This is a genomic window from Pseudomonas sp. NMI542_15, assembly GCF_021283425.1.
GTDB lineage: Bacteria > Pseudomonadota > Gammaproteobacteria > Pseudomonadales > Pseudomonadaceae > Aquipseudomonas > Aquipseudomonas fortuita.
In genome coordinates this window covers 73,471-87,812 of record NZ_JAJSRO010000015.1, presented here as the reverse complement: position 1 = coordinate 87,812, position 14,342 = coordinate 73,471, and the positions used below count along the sequence as shown (strand labels likewise).

The following is a 14,342-nucleotide window of genomic DNA, read 5'->3' as shown; positions in this document are numbered from 1 at the left end:
ATCTCAGCGGTTGAAGCGCTCCGCCAGGCTATGCAGGTATTCCGCCATGCGCTCCAGGTCCTGGCTGATTTCTGCACCCTGCCTGGCCTGCCCGGCACTCTGGTCACACAGCTGGGCAATTCTCACGATCTGCTGGTTGATGTCCTCGGCCACATGGCTTTGCTGCTCCGACGCCGTCGCCATCTGCTGGCTCATGCCGGTGATGCGGCTGACCGCCTGGGCAATCCCGCTCAACGCCGTCTGCACCGCCTCGACGCTGTGCACGCTGTCCCGCGAGATCTGCTCACCCCGGCTGGCGGTGCTAACCGCCCGTTCCGCGCCCGCGCGCAACGAAGCAATGATGTGGTGAATCTCGTCGGTCGATGCACGGGTACGTTGTGCCAGCGAACGCACTTCATCGGCCACCACGGCAAAACCCCGCCCCTGCTCACCCGCGCGCGCCGCCTCGATGGCAGCGTTGAGCGCCAACAGGTTGGTCTGCTCGGCAATCGAGGTAATCACATCGACCACGCTGCCGATGGACTGGGTCTGCTCGGCCAGGGCATTGACCGCCTGACCGATGTCGTTGACGGCATCGCTCATGCTGCCCATGGCCTTGAGGCTCTGCAGCGCGAGCTCGCTGCCATGCTGCGCCAGTTGGTCGGCATCGCCAGCCGCATGCGCCGTGCTCTGCACGTTGTGAGTGACCTGCTGGATGGTTGCGGCCATCTGCGCAATGGCCGTGGCCGACTGGTCGGTCTCGCTGCGCTGGCGGTCAAGCATCTGCGCCTGGGCATCGGACAAATCTGAGGACTGCGCAGCCCGCGACTTTACCCCGACGCCAGCGTCCACCAGGCGGGTCAGGGCTGTTTGCAAGCGCGCTTCCTCGCTGATGATGGCCAGGTCAAGCTGGCCCTGCAGGCCCGGGTTGTCGCTGTAAGTCAGCGCCACCAGCGGGCTGGTGAAGGCTTTGGGATGCTCGGCCAACGTGCGGCGGATGGCCTGGTTCTGCCGGTGCTCGACGAGGTACCAGGCCAACAGCAGGCTGGCCATCAGCACCCCAAGTGCTGCATAGGCCGGCAGCCACAAGTAACCGCCTGCCGATACCAGACCTGCGGCTATCAACGGCCAGCCATGGGCTAACCCACGCCCCAGCCGCGCCGCCCAGGGCACAGCTGCGCGGTCGGCCCGCAGGCGCGCATAGAGCGCCTCGGCGCGGCGGATCTGCTCACGCGTGGGCACCGAGCGCACCGACTCGTAACCACTGATGCGGCCCTGCTCGTAGATGGCCGTGACGTAAGCGCTGACCCAGTAGTAATCACCATTCTTCGCCCGGTTCTTGACCACCCCCATCCACGGCTTGCCCTGCTTGATCGTGTCCCACATATGCCCGAACACCGATGCAGGCATGTCCGGGTGACGCACCAGGTTGTGCGGTTGGCCGACCAGCTCGTCATAGGTAAATCCGCTGATCGCCACGAAGGCTTCGTTGCAGTAGGTGATGCGGCTGTTGAGGTCAGTCGTGGAAATCAGGCGTTGATCGCTTGAGAAGGTTCTTTCGTGCTCAGTGACGGGCAAATTCATGCGCATCGGGGCGATCCTTGCAGGATGAAATAAGGGGAAAATCATCAGCGCAAGTTGATATGTAGCAGAGCGCTATCAGGTTAGCGGTCAGCTTTTGCCGGAATTTAACGTCGCCCGACGGAATGCATGAATGCGTCGCTGCTCAGCCCACGTTCAACTGGCTTTTCAACAGATCACGGAAGGTCTGGATCAGCGGTTCACGGCTACGCCCACGGCGAATGATCAGCGAGAACGGCGCCTGGTAGCCAAAGGTGGACGGCGACAACACGCGCAAATCCCCCTTGTCGACCCAAGCCTGGGCATAGTGCTCGGGCAAGTACCCGATATAGGCGCCGGACAGGATCAGGATCAACTGCGCTTCCATACTCTCCACCGTCGCCGCGCTGTGCTTGAAGCCATGCCGGGCCAGCTCGGCCTGGCTCCAGTAGCCGCGCCCGACCATGCGCTGCTGCGTCACTACCGGCTCGGGGATGCGCCGCTCGGTATACAACGGGTGGCGGCTGCTGCAATACAGCCAGTGCTGTTCACGGTACAACGGCTGGTAGAGCAGGCCGCTCATGCGCGAGGAGAACGCACCGATGGCCAGGTCCAGTCGGTTGTCCTGCACGCCCAGTTGCAGCTCGTAAGGGCTGGACACCGACAGGTGCAGGTGCACCGCCGGGTGCTCCTGGCTGTAGGCGCCGATGGCTTCGGCCAACGGCAAGGCCCGGTCGCCGACCGTGGAGTCGATAACCCCGAGGTTGAGGGTGCCACGCAACTCGCCCTTGAGGGCAGCGGCATACTGCTCGAAGCCATCCAGTTCGGCCAGAAGCCGCAGGGTCTCCTGGTGGAACAGCTCGCCCTTGCTGGTCAGGCTGAAACCGCCACGGCCGCGGTGGCACAGCACGATGCCCAGCGCGCCCTCCAACTGGCTCATGTAGGTGCTGATGGCCGAGGTCGACAGGTTCAACTCGCGCTGGGCGTTGGCAAAGCCCTGGTGGCGCACCACGCTGACAAAGATGCGCAGCAGTTTCAGGTCGGGCAAGGTCGAGGCCATGGTGCAACGGTTCCGCAGGTGTATTTGCGCGCAGTCTAACCGCTCTGCCCGTCTTTAGTTCAGAAATTCCTGAACTAAGTATTTGTCGGTAGCGATTCTTCCCCGGCACTACCTTCAGCAGACTTGGCCGAAATGTCCCTGCCCGCCGGCAAAACCACACGTGAGAGGCGCGCGGCGGCACAGGTTCGAACAAACACAACAATCGACCGACTGATGAGGCCCACCGTGGACAAGACTCTCCACCAACCACTGGGCGGCAACGAAATGCCGCGTTTCGGCGGCATCGCCACCATGCTCCGTCTCCCCCACCTGCAAAGTGCCCAAGGCCTGGATGCTGCCTTCATCGGCGTGCCCCTGGACATCGGTACCTCGCTGCGTTCCGGCACCCGTTTCGGCCCGCGGCAGATCCGCGCCGAGTCGGTGATGATCCGCCCCTACAACATGGCCACCGGGGCCGCACCGTTCGACTCGCTGTCGGTGGCCGACATCGGTGACGTGGCGATCAACACCTTCAACCTGCTGGACGCCGTACGCATCATCGAAGAAGCCTACGACGAAATCGTCGAGCACAATGTCATCCCGATGACCCTGGGCGGCGACCACACCATCACCCTGCCGATCCTGCGGGCGCTGCACAAGAAGCACGGCAAGATCGGGCTCGTGCACATCGACGCCCACGCCGACGTCAACGACCACATGTTCGGCGAGAAGATCGCCCACGGCACCACCTTCCGCCGCGCCGTGGAAGAAGGCCTGCTCGATTGCGACCGTGTGGTACAGATCGGCCTGCGCGCCCAGGGCTACACCGCCGATGACTTCAACTGGAGCCGCCGCCAGGGCTTCCGCGTGGTCCAGGCCGAAGAGTGCTGGCACAAGTCGCTGGAACCGCTGATGGCCGAAGTGCGGGAAAAGGTCGGCGGCGGCCCGGTGTACCTGTCGTTCGACATCGACGGCATCGACCCGGCCTGGGCGCCCGGTACCGGCACCCCGGAAATCGGCGGCTTGACCACCATCCAGGCGATGGAGATCATTCGCGGCTGCCACGGCCTGGACCTGATCGGTTGTGACCTCGTCGAAGTCTCCCCGCCTTACGACACCACCGGCAATACCTCGCTGCTCGGTGCCAACCTGCTGTTCGAGATGCTCTGCGTGCTTCCGGGCGTCGTGCGTCGTTAACACCGCTACACCCCGGCAGGAGCCATGAGGGAGGGCCACAGAGGCCCGCCAACAACACGACAAGACCGCCGGCGGCCGTGGCCGCCCGCGTGGTCGATCTCGCCATAATAAAGATAATCGGGAGAACCCCAATGGCCTTGGACATCATTGTTGTAATGATCTACACCGCCGGCATGCTCGGGCTTGGCTGGTACGGCATGCGACGTGCAAAAACCCATGAAGACTACCTGGTAGCCGGGCGCAACCTGGGCCCTGTGCTGTACATGGGCACCATGGCCACCACCGTGCTTGGTGGTGCTTCTACCGTGGGCACCGTGCGCCTGGGCTACGTCCATGGCATCTCCGGCTTCTGGCTATGCGCGGCCCTTGGCCTGGGCATCATCGCCATCAACCTGTTCCTGGCCAAACCGCTGCTGCGCCTGCGCATCTTCACCGTGACCCAAGTGCTTGAGCAACGCTACAACCCGACCGCACGCCAGGCCAGCGCCGTGATCATGCTGGCCTATGCGCTGATGATCGGCGTCACCTCGACACTGGCCATGGCCACCGTATTGCAGGTGCTGCTGGACCTGCCCTTCTGGGCTTCGCTGCTGCTCGGCGGCGGTGTGGTGGTGCTGTACTCCACCATTGGCGGCATGTGGTCGCTGACCCTTACCGACATCGTCCAGTTCGTGATCAAGACAGTCGGCCTGATGTTCATCCTGTTGCCCGTGTGCCTGTACAAGGCAGGTGGCTGGGACACCTTGGTGGCCAAGTTGCCAGCGGCCAGCTTCCAGCTGACCACCATTGGCTGGGACACCATCATCACCTACTTCCTGATCTACTTCTTCGGCATCCTCATTGGCCAGGACATCTGGCAGCGGGTGTTCACTGCGCGTGACGAAAAGGTTTGCCAGCGTGCCGGTACCGTCGCCGGTGTGTACTGTGTGGTGTACGGCCTGGCCTGCGCCGCCATCGGCATGGCCGCGCATGTGCTGATGCCCGACCTGGCCAACCCGAACAATGCCTTTGCCGAGATGATCAAGAGCACCCTGCCCGATGGCATCCGTGGCTTGCTGATGGCCGCGGCCCTGGCGGCCATGATGTCCACCGCCAGCGCCGGCCTGCTGGCGGCCTCGACCACTGTGACCGAGGACCTGCTGCCCAAGCTGCGTGGCGGCAAGCAGTCGAGCCTGGGCATGAGCCGCCTGTTCACCCTGCTCACCGGCCTGGTGGTGCTGGGCATCGCGCTGATGGTCAACGATGTGATCAACGCGCTGACCCTGGCCTACAACCTGCTGGTCGGCGGCATGCTGATCCCGCTGATCGGGGCGATCTTCTGGAAGCGTGCAACCACCGCTGGCGCGATTGCCAGCATGTCGCTGGGCTTTGCCACCGCGCTGCTGTTCATGTTCAAAGACGGGCTGGAGGCCAATACGCCGATCTACTACAGCCTGGCGATCGGCTTGGTGAGCTTTGTGGCGGTTAGCCTGATGTCTCGCAAAACAGTCGGTGCGGTGAATCTGGCCTGACATTAGCCTCAAGCCCTATCGCCGGCAGGGATAACACTAAACTCCAAGACACAAAAAAGGCCGCAGCACCCACCAGGTGCTGCGGCCTTTGTCTTATATCAGCGGCGACGCGGCTGGCGTTTGCGCTGCTCTTCATCAGTCGGGATCGGCACCGGCTGCAAGGGTGGTGGAATCAGCCCCAGGGCGACCGCCAGGTCGTGGAGCCAGTTGGACAGTGGTTTATTCATAATGCCCCCTTGACGGGTCAGCCTCACGGCGAATCAATCCTGGGATGGTTCATACAGATCATAGCCTGATGTCCTGTATTACGCATGCCAATGCTCTTACAGATAAGGGCCATTTTGACGCGGATCAAGCCCTGGCGCCGCATTCCGACGACTGGTTAATCGTTTCGCTTTGTTGCAAGTCGATCCATGCCTGCAGATTCGCCCCACGCATGCCCTGACGCCACATCAGCCAGGTGACCGCCTGATCGAACGGCTGCTGCAGCCGGTGCACCCTCACCCGGTCACGCCCAGGCAGGCTGTCGAGCATCGATTGGGCCATCATCGCCACGCCTGCGCCCGCGATCACGCAGGCCAGCATGCTCTGGTACGACTCGATCTCCATCACCCGGCCCATGGGCGTGTGGGCATGGGCATACCACGCCTCCAGACGCATGCGGTAAGAACAGCCCTGGCGGAAAGTGAACACCGCCTTGCCCGCCACATCCCTGGCGGTTTGCACCGCCGGGTGCTCGGGGCTGGTGATCAGCACCAGTTGTTCCTCGCACAACGGCACGCCATCCAGCCCGGCCAGGTTCGGCGGGCCATCCACCAGGGCAGCGTCCAGGGTGTGGCCAAGCAGGCCCTCCAGCAGCTCGCCGCTGGGCGCTGCGCGCACCTGCAGGTTTACTGCGGGGTAGGCCTGGTGATAACGCGCCAGCAACGCTGGCAGGTGGGTGGCAGCCGTGCTGTACATGGTCCCCAGCACGAAGTCGCCGGCCGGCTCGCCGCCGCGTACAGCGGCCAGCGCCTCGTCGCGCAAGGCCGACAGGCGGTTGGCGTACTCCAGCAGCACCTTGCCCGCCGGCGACAGCTGCAGCCGTTGGCGCTCGCGCAGGAACAACTCGACACCCAGTTGCTCCTCAAGCTGGCGAAGGCGCGTGGACAGGTTGGACGGCACCCGATGCAGGCGCTCTGCAGCACGGGTGACTGAGCCTTCCTCGGCCACAGCCTGAAAGATACGCAGCTGGCTGAATTCCACAGCATTCTCCAAAACAGAACAACTTGATCATCATTATTCAATTTTATTGAAAATGAAACCACCCTAACCTGCCAGTCATCGCTTAATTCCACGCAGGAGACCTGTCATGTCGCCACTCACTCAACTGTTGGCCAGCGCCGTGGCGTTGATGATGGCCATGGGCATCGGCCGTTTCGCCCTCACACCGCAACTGCCGCACCTGATCGCCGAAGGCCAGTTCGATCTGACGGTCGCCGGGCTGGTCGCGGCCGCCAACTACCTGGGCTATTTCATTGGCGCGGTGGACGCCATGTTCGCTCGCACACCCGGCCAGGTGCGCCTGCGCCTGCACGGCGGGCTGTGGCTGTGCGTACTGCTGACCCTGGCCTCATGGGCCGCCGACGGTTTCTGGAGCCACCTGCTGCTGCGCTTTGGCACCGGCGTGGCCAGTGCCTGGGTGCTGGTGATGATCACCAGCCTCAGCCAGCAGGTAGCCAACGCCCACAACCGCCAACGGCTGGGTGCCTTGGTGTTTGCAGGCCCCGGCCTGGGCATTGCCCTGACCGGGCTGTTGGCACTGCTGGCGCATCTGCTGGGGCTGGGTTCGGCAGCACTGTGGTTGATCTACGCCGTGGCTGCGCTGGTGATGCTGCTGGCCGTACGGCCTTGGCTGCCACGCGCGCTGCAAGCTGCCCCCACTCCCTCGCCAGCGCACCCGGGCCCGGCCCGCAGCGCCGGCATTGGCCGCCTGGCGCTGGTATATACGCTGTACGGCGTGGGTTACATCCTGCCGGCCACTTTCCTGTCGCAAATGGCCAACCAGCAGTTCCGCGGGCAGTGGATGGCCGACCTGTTCTGGCCGGCGTTTGGCCTGGCGGCAGCGCTGGGGGTGGTGCTGGTGAGCTTGCGCCGTAACGGGCGCACCTCGGCCTGGCTGACCGCCACCCTGTGGTTGCAAGGGCTGGGCGTACTGGCCTGCCTGGTGGGCGGCGGGATCGGTTTGGCGCTGGGTGTGGTGCTGTGTGGCGGGCCGTTCCTGGCCTGCATGCAATTGGTGATGCAACGCTCGCGGGAGCTGGCCCCGCATGCCACACAGCGCAATGCCGGGCTGCTGACTGCATGCTTTGCCCTGGGGCAGTTGAGCGGGCCGTTGCTGGCGGCGGTCAGCAGCCATTACAGCGGCGGCCTGCAGCCGGCGTTGATGCTGGCGGCGATGGGGCTGGGGCTGGCGGGCGTGCTGGTGATCTCCAGCGGGCAGCGTATCCAAGGTTGCCAGGCGGCAACCCGCTCAGCCTGATTAATTGGTTTTGCCTGTACCGGCGATAGGGCCAGCACAGGCAACCTTCAACCCACCAGCTTGCGCAATTGTTGCTTCACCCAAGGCTCGGCACTCACCAGAACCACACCCAGCAACACCAACAGCGCGCCGATCACGAAATTGACGCTTAGCGGCTCGTCCAGCAGCAGCACCCCAAAGGTCACCCCGAACAGCGGTGTAATGAACGAAAACACCGCCAGGTTGGACGCCAGGTACTTGCGCAGCAACCAGAACCAGGTCAGGTAGCTGATGAACGACACCACAATGCCCTGGAACAGCACACTGCCCATCGCCAAGGGTGTCAGCGATACAGCGCCGATCTGCCCGCTAAGCAAGGCAATCAGCAACAGGCCTGCAAACCCCACCGCCAGCTGATAGAACAAGGTCAAGGTAGCCGGTGCTTCCGACAGCCGCGAGCAGCGCACCACGACTGTAGTAGCGCCCCAGGCCAGCCCGGCGATCACGCCAAAGGCATCACCCAGCAGCATGCGTCCATCCATTTCCTCGAACGACATGCCGCCAGCAAACGCCATGGCAATGCCACCGAAGGCCAACAGAATGCCCAGCCACTGCAACAACCGCAGGCGCTCGCTGGGCAGCCGAAAGTGCAGGCCCAACGCGGTAAAAACCGGCGCGGTGTAGAGGAACACGGACATGTGCGCCGCCGACGTCAGCTTCAGGCCCTCGGCAATGAACAGGAATTCCACGCCAAATAACCCGCCCGCGAGCAACCCGGCCCGCCAGGTGATGCCAACCTGCTCCCAGCCACCGCGCCAGCACAGCATCAGCGCCACCAGCACAGCGGCAATGCCATTGCGCAGCGCGGCCTGCATCACCGGCGCGATGTCGACCGCGGCGGTCTTGATCAGCACCTGCTGGCAACCCCAGATCAGGCACAGCCCCAGCATCACCTGAAAGGCAAAGGCGTCAGGGTTCTTGCGGACCGCGCTCATAGGCGGGCCTCTGGGGTGTTCGCAGGCATGGGCATAGGCTCGGCAGTCTTCAGAAGCTACCGATTATCGGGTTTCCCTACCCGCTGTTGCCAGCCTCAAAACGACCTCAAGCGATCTGCGCCTTCGAAGACACCTGTTCGAAGGTGGCTTCATCCAGCGCATCCGCCTGTTCGTCCAGCACCTGGCGCGGGTGTTCGAAGCCCGGGATGCTGCTGTCGATCAGGCTCAGCAAGCGTAAACCACGCTCGGTCAGCACAAAGTTTTCGCCATTGCCGCCCTCTTCTTCAGGCCGGCTTTCGATGAAGCCACGCTCGAACAGCAGCTTTTCATACTCACAAGCGTGGGTTTTAAGGTGATCCAGATCCCCCACCGGCTCACCCTTGGCGGCCTGGGCCGCGGCGTGCTGTTCGGCATAGGGGCGTGGCGTAAAGCTATGACCGGCGCCGTTCTGCACTTCGTGCAGCAAACGTTCGATCAGGTCCCAATCGTAAGCGATGCTCATGGCTACGGGCTCCTGCTGTGGACGGAAGGGGTACACAGGTTGGGACCTGCCGACGCAAGCGGTGTTCCGAAAGATGAAGGCTGGATGGATGCCACGGTCTGAAGCCGCGTAGGTAGCAATAGACAGAAACCATTTGCTGCCTCGCCTGGTGTAGTTTATAAACTACATTCACTCGATGAAGAAAATCGAATCCAGCAGTTTCAGGCATTGGGTGACCGGACTACGGGACTTAAGCGCCAGAGCCCGAATCATTTCTCGGATCAACCGGTTGATGGAGGGTCTGCCTGGCGACGTATCTCCGGTAGGCCATGGCGTGAGTGAGCTCAAAATTCACTATGGTCCCGGCTATCGGGTGTACTTCCATCAGACGGGCAGCACCTTCGTCATTCTGCTCTGTGGCGGCGACAAAAGCAGTCAAAAGCGAGACATCAAGGTTGCCCACCAGATTCTGCGTTCGTGGAGGATGCAAAATGACTGAAACCTTCTCTGAATTCGATCCTGCCGCGTACCTCACTACACCTGAAGCAATCGCGCAGTTCATGACCGATGCACTTGAAACCGGCGATGCCAGCTATGTCGCTAAAGCTGTCGGCGTGGTTGCACGTGCCAAGGGCATGAGCGAACTGGCGAAAGAGACGGGGCTGTCCCGAGAGCAGCTTTACAGGTCATTCAGCGATCATGGCAACCCCACGCTGAAGTCGTTTCTGACCGTGATGAAGGCATTGGGAATAGACATGACGGCGCGGCCTCACCTCGCTGGCTGACAACGCATCTGCGCCATCGGTCGCCAAGGTTGAACTTGCTTGCCGCCGCATCGTTCCACCGCGCATAGCCACCGCTAGAGGTAAAAAGGATGAAACCGCTGCTGCCGATTACCTGCGTCATTGTCCTGTCCTGCGCCCTGCCCGCCTGGGCCTGCACACCGGAAGAAGCCACGCAGAAACGTGAAGAGCTGGCCGGGTTGGTTACCCAGTTGACCGAGCAGAACCCGCAGAAGGCGAAGGAGATCAACGACGAGCTTCAAGGGATGGATCTAGGAACGGCGAGCAAGGACTTGCCCGACAAGTGTCAGCTGATAGACCAGCGGATCAAGGAACTGAAAACGGCGGAGAAGAAGGCCGATTGATTGACGGGTTGCCTTCGATAGCTCCATCGCCGGCTAGCCAGCTCCCACAGGTCCGCTGAATTCAGCGTCTGTGGTTTCCCTGTGGGAGCTGGCTGGCCGGCAATAGGGCCTTGATCGCTACTTATTCAACAGCAGGCTTGCGCTTTTTCAGCGGCGCCAGGCCGTCAGCGCTGGCCAGCGGTGCGTTGGCCCGCGGTTTGGCGGTTGGCTTGCGCTTGGCGGCAGCTTTCTTGTCGCCGGTTTTCTTATCAACTTTCTTCTTCTTGGCGCCAACAGCCTTACCCGAGGCCTTGACCTTCTTCGGCCCGCTGTAGGTGCCTTTCACTTCCTTGATGACACGGCGCTCGAACTGCTGCTTGAGGTAGCGTTCGATGCTCGACATCAGGTTCCAATCGTTGTGGGTAATCAACGAGATCGCCAGGCCTTCGCCACCGGCACGGCCGGTACGGCCCACGCGGTGCACGTACTCGTCACCGCTACGAGGCATGTCGAAGTTGATCACCAGGTCCAAGCCGTCGATGTCCAGGCCGCGAGCCGCCACGTCGGTAGCCACCAGCACCTTGGAGCTGCCCTGCTTGAAGCGCTCGATGGCCAGCTTGCGGTCTTTCTGGTCCTTTTCGCCGTGCAGCACGAAAGCCTTCACGTCCTTGGCCACCAGGTGACCGTAGATACGGTCGGCCATGGCGCGGGTGTTGGTGAAGATGATCGCCTTGTCGAAGGTTTCGTTGGCCAGCAGCCACTGCACGATGTGCTCTTTGTGCTGGTCGTGGTCGGCGGTGATGATCTGCTGGCGGGTGCCCTCGGCCAGCTGCGAGACGCTGTTGAGCATCAGGTGCTCAGGGTCTTTCAGCACCTTGCCGATGATGTCGCGCAGGGCCGCGCCACCGGTGGTGGCGGAGAACAGCAGGGTCTGTTCGCGGTTTTCGCACTCCTTGCACAGTCGCTCCATGTCTTCGGCAAAGCCCATGTCCAGCATGCGGTCGGCTTCGTCGAGGATAAGCACCTGCACGTGGGACAGGTCAAGGTTGCCGGCGTTGAGCTGCTCAAGCAGGCGACCCGGGGTGCCGATCAGCACGTCCGGCACCTTGCGCAGCATGGCGGCCTGTTCCTTGAAGTCCTCGCCGCCGGTAACCAGGCCCGCCTTGATATAGGTGAACTGCGAGAACAGCTCAACCTGCTTCAAGGTTTGCTGGGCCAGCTCGCGGGTCGGCAGCAGGATCAGCGCACGGATCTCGACGCGCCCGCCTTTCAGGTCAACCAGGCGATTGAGCAGCGGCAGCACGAAGGCCGCCGTTTTGCCACTGCCGGTCTGCGCGGTCACGCGCAGGTCGCGCCCTTGCAGGGCCAGGGGGATGGCCGCGGCCTGCACCGGGGTTGGCTCGACAAATTTAAGCTCGGCCACGGCTTTAAGCAGGCGTTCATGCAGGGCGAATTGGGAGAACACGGAGGTAACCTCAGGCAAGTGCGGGAAATTCAGTTGCATAGGGTAACGTTTTCTGCCGCCTTAGCCGAATTTCTTTTGGCAACTTTGTCGCCATCCGCGCTCTAATGGCCCTTCGTTTCGCAACAAGACTGTATGCAAGCCCATGGATATACAACGAATCTGGCGTGACTCCCTCGACCTGTGGGGCACCCTCGACCAACACCCGATGCTGCACGCCGCCATTGGCCTGGCGGTGCTGCTGCTGATTTCCCTCATCCTCGGCCGCCTGGCGCGCTTCCTGATGCTGCATGGCGCCCGCCTGCTGGCCCGCCAGCCCGCGCTGAAATGGCTGGATGACCTGCGCCACAACAAAGTGCTCCACCGCCTGGCGCAAACCACGCCGTCGCTGGTGATCCAGTTCGGCCTGAAGCTGGTGCCGGAGCTGTCCGACACTGCCCAGCACTTCCTGGGCAACGTGGCCCTGGCCTTTACCCTGCTGTTCATGACCATGGCGCTGTCGTGCCTGCTGGATGCCCTGCTCGACATCTACGCCCGCACCGAACACGCCCGCACCCGCTCGATCAAGGGCTATGTGCAACTGGCCAAGATGATGCTGTGGATCTTCGCCTCCATCGTCATCGTCGCCACCTTGATCGACCGCTCGCCGTTGCTGCTGCTGTCGGGCCTGGGTGCCATGTCGGCGGTGCTGCTGTTGGTGTACAAGGACACCCTACTGTCGTTCGTCGCCAGCGTGCAACTCACCAGCAACGACATGCTGCACGTGGGTGACTGGATCGAAATGCCGCAGGTGGGTGCCGATGGCGACGTGGTGGACATTACCCTGCACACGGTGAAGGTGCAGAATTTCGACAAGACGATTGTCTCCATCCCCACCTGGCGCCTGATGAGCGAGTCGTTCCGCAACTACCGCGGCATGCAGCAGTCCGGTGGCCGGCGGATCAAGCGCAGCCTGTTCATCGATGCGGCCGGGGTACGCTTTCTGACCCGCGAAGAGGAGCAGCGCCTGAGCCAGGTGCAGCTGCTGGGCGACTACCTGGCCGGCAAGCGCCAGGAGCTGCAGAACTGGAACGAGGCGCTGGGGCCTGTCGCCGAGCTGTCGGCTAACCGCCGCAAGCTGACCAACATCGGCACCTTCCGCGCCTTTGCCCTGGCCTACCTGAAAAACCACCCCAACGTGCACCCGAACATGACCTGCATGGTGCGGCAGATGCAGACCACGGCCGAAGGCGTGCCGCTGGAGATCTACTGCTTCACCACTACCACGGTGTGGGCGGATTACGAGCGGATCCAGGGGGATATCTTCGACTACCTGCTGGCGGTGTTGCCGGAGTTCGGGTTGAGCCTGTATCAGCAGCCCAGTGGCAATGACATGCGGGTGGGGCTGAGTGGGCGTGCGGCGCAAGAGCCTGTGTCGCGTCGGCTGGAAGAGATGAGCGAGGCTTGAGATTGCCGGGGCTGCTTTGCAGCCCTTTCGCGACACAAGGCCGCTCCTACAATGACCGCGTAAATGCTGATTCTGTGGGAGCGGGTTAACCCGCGAATGGGCCAGTAGCTACCCCGCATAACCCAGCAGGTACAACAGCCCGGTCAAGGTCACCAGCGACGCCACGGTCGACAACAGGATCGTCCGCGAAATCAGCCCCGCCTCGCGGTTGTAATACTCCGCCAGCATGAACGGCCCCGTGCCGGTCGGCAGCGCTGCCAGCAGCACCGCCGAAGCCGCCCACATGCTCGGCAGGCTGAATACCTTGTATGCCAGCACCCAGGTCAGCGCCGGCTGCCCCACCAGCTTCAAGCCCACCAATGGCCACGGGCTGGCTTGCGCACCCGCGCGCTTTTCTGCCAGGAATGCACCCAGCGATACCAACGCGCACGGCGTGGTGGCCAACGCCAGCATGTCCAGAAAATGCAGCACCGGCTCGGCCAGCCCCAACCCGCTCATGGCCCAGCCAGCCCCCGCCAGCGGCGAAATCACCAGCGGGTTCTTCGCCAATGCCTTGCCAACGACCACCACGGCGCGACCGATATGCCGCTCCGCTTGTAGCCCGACCTCGATCAGCGTCAGCGAAATGGCGAACACCAGGCACACCACGATCAACGATGAAATCAGTGCCGGCTGCAAGCCCGCCTGGCCGAACAGCAGCAGGCACAACGGGATGCCTATGTAACCGGTGTTGGCATACCCCGCACTCAGCCCGTCGATGCTCGACGCCACCAGGCCATGGCCGCTGTTCAGACGCCACAACAGCGTGGCCACGAACATGGCCAGGGCGCCCGTGCCAAAGGCCGCGATGAACCCCGGGTGCCAGATCTCGCTCCAGGTGGCAGTGGCCGTCACCTTGAACAGCAACGCCGGCAGGCACAGCCATACCACCATCCTGTTGATTTCGGCGGCGGCCTTGTCACCCAGCTTGTTGGTCTTGCGGCACAGATAGCCGACGAGGATCAGGGCGAAGATCGGCGCAACAATCACGAAGATGGTGTGCATG

15 protein-coding genes are annotated in these 14,342 nt (G+C 62.7%); 7 read left to right on the top strand and 8 right to left on the bottom strand.

What is annotated here, in order from left to right:
* Positions 1-3: 3 nt before the first annotated feature.
* Together LU684_RS20350 and LU684_RS20345 are read right to left on the bottom strand one after the other, a co-directional pair.
* Positions 4-1,569 (bottom strand): methyl-accepting chemotaxis protein, encoded by a 1,566-nt coding sequence (locus LU684_RS20350; protein WP_210668652.1) that lies wholly within the window; start codon positions 1,567-1,569, stop codon positions 4-6.
* A 136-nt stretch (positions 1,570-1,705) separates the two neighbouring features.
* Positions 1,706-2,599, bottom strand: coding sequence for a LysR family transcriptional regulator (locus tag LU684_RS20345; RefSeq protein WP_016488535.1), 894 nt, complete (start codon positions 2,597-2,599; stop codon positions 1,706-1,708).
* 225 nt (positions 2,600-2,824) lie between these two features.
* Between LU684_RS20345 and speB the strand changes: the two genes are divergently transcribed.
* Both speB and LU684_RS20335 read left to right on the top strand, forming a co-directional pair.
* The gene (gene speB / locus LU684_RS20340) at positions 2,825-3,775 is read left to right on the top strand and encodes an agmatinase (protein ID WP_016498452.1); all 951 of its coding nucleotides are present in this window, start codon (positions 2,825-2,827) and stop codon (positions 3,773-3,775) included.
* 131 nt (positions 3,776-3,906) lie between these two features.
* Positions 3,907-5,286 carry a sodium:solute symporter gene (locus tag LU684_RS20335; protein ID WP_016488537.1) on the top strand — a complete coding sequence of 460 codons (1,380 nt, stop codon included), beginning with the start codon at positions 3,907-3,909 and terminating at the stop codon, positions 5,284-5,286.
* Positions 5,287-5,384: 98 nt separating this feature from the next.
* Here the strand turns inward: LU684_RS20335 and LU684_RS30530 are convergent, their stop codons facing one another.
* Complete coding sequence (locus LU684_RS30530; protein WP_009683677.1) at positions 5,385-5,513, bottom strand: PA1414 family protein; 129 nt, start codon at positions 5,511-5,513, stop codon at positions 5,385-5,387.
* A 124-nt stretch (positions 5,514-5,637) separates the two neighbouring features.
* The gene (ptrR, locus tag LU684_RS20330; RefSeq protein ID WP_016488538.1) at positions 5,638-6,531 is read right to left on the bottom strand and encodes a putrescine utilization regulator PtrR; all 894 of its coding nucleotides are present in this window, start codon (positions 6,529-6,531) and stop codon (positions 5,638-5,640) included.
* 106 nt (positions 6,532-6,637) lie between these two features.
* Between ptrR and LU684_RS20325 the strand changes: the two genes are divergently transcribed.
* Entirely contained in the window at positions 6,638-7,807 is a 1,170-nt protein-coding gene (locus LU684_RS20325) for an MFS transporter (protein ID WP_096426616.1), read from the top strand.
* Positions 7,808-7,854: 47 nt separating this feature from the next.
* Here the strand turns inward: LU684_RS20325 and LU684_RS20320 are convergent, their stop codons facing one another.
* The gene (locus LU684_RS20320) at positions 7,855-8,781 is read right to left on the bottom strand and encodes a DMT family transporter (protein WP_016488540.1); all 927 of its coding nucleotides are present in this window, start codon (positions 8,779-8,781) and stop codon (positions 7,855-7,857) included.
* A 106-nt stretch (positions 8,782-8,887) separates the two neighbouring features.
* On the bottom strand, positions 8,888-9,283 hold the full coding sequence (locus LU684_RS20315) for a hypothetical protein (protein ID WP_016498447.1): 396 nt from the start codon (positions 9,281-9,283) through the stop codon (positions 8,888-8,890).
* 175 nt (positions 9,284-9,458) lie between these two features.
* On the opposite strand from LU684_RS20315, the gene LU684_RS20310 reads away from it, so the two are divergent.
* The 3 genes from LU684_RS20310 (at position 9,459) to LU684_RS20300 (ending at position 10,409) form a co-directional block, all read left to right on the top strand.
* Positions 9,459-9,761 carry a type II toxin-antitoxin system RelE/ParE family toxin gene (locus tag LU684_RS20310; protein WP_016488542.1) on the top strand — a complete coding sequence of 101 codons (303 nt, stop codon included), beginning with the start codon at positions 9,459-9,461 and terminating at the stop codon, positions 9,759-9,761.
* Positions 9,754-10,047, top strand: coding sequence for an addiction module antidote protein (locus LU684_RS20305; protein WP_191086862.1), 294 nt, complete (start codon positions 9,754-9,756; stop codon positions 10,045-10,047). The genes LU684_RS20310 and LU684_RS20305 overlap by 8 nt, the downstream gene beginning before the upstream one ends.
* An 89-nt stretch (positions 10,048-10,136) precedes the next feature.
* Positions 10,137-10,409: a hypothetical protein gene (locus LU684_RS20300; protein ID WP_096426618.1), complete on the top strand. Its 273-nt coding sequence runs from the start codon at positions 10,137-10,139 to the stop codon at positions 10,407-10,409.
* A gap of 121 nt (positions 10,410-10,530) precedes the next feature.
* On the opposite strand, the gene LU684_RS20295 is transcribed toward LU684_RS20300, so the two are convergent.
* Complete coding sequence (locus tag LU684_RS20295) at positions 10,531-11,892, bottom strand: DEAD/DEAH box helicase (RefSeq protein WP_016488545.1); 1,362 nt, start codon at positions 11,890-11,892, stop codon at positions 10,531-10,533.
* Positions 11,893-11,995: 103 nt separating this feature from the next.
* Between LU684_RS20295 and LU684_RS20290 the strand changes: the two genes are divergently transcribed.
* Positions 11,996-13,297 (top strand): mechanosensitive ion channel family protein, encoded by a 1,302-nt coding sequence (locus LU684_RS20290; RefSeq protein ID WP_232894975.1) that lies wholly within the window; start codon positions 11,996-11,998, stop codon positions 13,295-13,297.
* A 108-nt stretch (positions 13,298-13,405) separates the two neighbouring features.
* Here the strand turns inward: LU684_RS20290 and LU684_RS20285 are convergent, their stop codons facing one another.
* The gene (locus LU684_RS20285) at positions 13,406-14,341 is read right to left on the bottom strand and encodes an AEC family transporter (RefSeq protein ID WP_016488547.1); all 936 of its coding nucleotides are present in this window, start codon (positions 14,339-14,341) and stop codon (positions 13,406-13,408) included.
* Between the last annotated feature and the right edge of the window lies 1 nt (position 14,342).

What these genes read in the sequence shown, in the direction of transcription:
- LU684_RS20350 (WP_210668652.1), bottom strand. Translation starts at nt 1,569, where the DNA reads ATGCGCATGAATTTGCCCGTCACTGAGCACGAAAGAACCTTCTCAAGC.
- LU684_RS20345 (WP_016488535.1), bottom strand. Translation starts at nt 2,599, where the DNA reads ATGGCCTCGACCTTGCCCGACCTGAAACTGCTGCGCATCTTTGTCAGC.
- LU684_RS20335 (WP_016488537.1), top strand. Translation starts at nt 3,907, where the DNA reads ATGGCCTTGGACATCATTGTTGTAATGATCTACACCGCCGGCATGCTC.
- LU684_RS30530 (WP_009683677.1), bottom strand. Translation starts at nt 5,513, where the DNA reads ATGAATAAACCACTGTCCAACTGGCTCCACGACCTGGCGGTCGCCCTG.
- LU684_RS20325 (WP_096426616.1), top strand. Translation starts at nt 6,638, where the DNA reads ATGTCGCCACTCACTCAACTGTTGGCCAGCGCCGTGGCGTTGATGATG.
- LU684_RS20320 (WP_016488540.1), bottom strand. Translation starts at nt 8,781, where the DNA reads ATGAGCGCGGTCCGCAAGAACCCTGACGCCTTTGCCTTTCAGGTGATG.
- LU684_RS20315 (WP_016498447.1), bottom strand. Translation starts at nt 9,283, where the DNA reads ATGAGCATCGCTTACGATTGGGACCTGATCGAACGTTTGCTGCACGAA.
- LU684_RS20310 (WP_016488542.1), top strand. Translation starts at nt 9,459, where the DNA reads ATGAAGAAAATCGAATCCAGCAGTTTCAGGCATTGGGTGACCGGACTA.
- LU684_RS20305 (WP_191086862.1), top strand. Translation starts at nt 9,754, where the DNA reads ATGACTGAAACCTTCTCTGAATTCGATCCTGCCGCGTACCTCACTACA.
- LU684_RS20300 (WP_096426618.1), top strand. Translation starts at nt 10,137, where the DNA reads ATGAAACCGCTGCTGCCGATTACCTGCGTCATTGTCCTGTCCTGCGCC.
- LU684_RS20295 (WP_016488545.1), bottom strand. Translation starts at nt 11,892, where the DNA reads ATGCAACTGAATTTCCCGCACTTGCCTGAGGTTACCTCCGTGTTCTCC.
- LU684_RS20290 (WP_232894975.1), top strand. Translation starts at nt 11,996, where the DNA reads ATGGATATACAACGAATCTGGCGTGACTCCCTCGACCTGTGGGGCACC.
- LU684_RS20285 (WP_016488547.1), bottom strand. Translation starts at nt 14,341, where the DNA reads ATGCACACCATCTTCGTGATTGTTGCGCCGATCTTCGCCCTGATCCTC.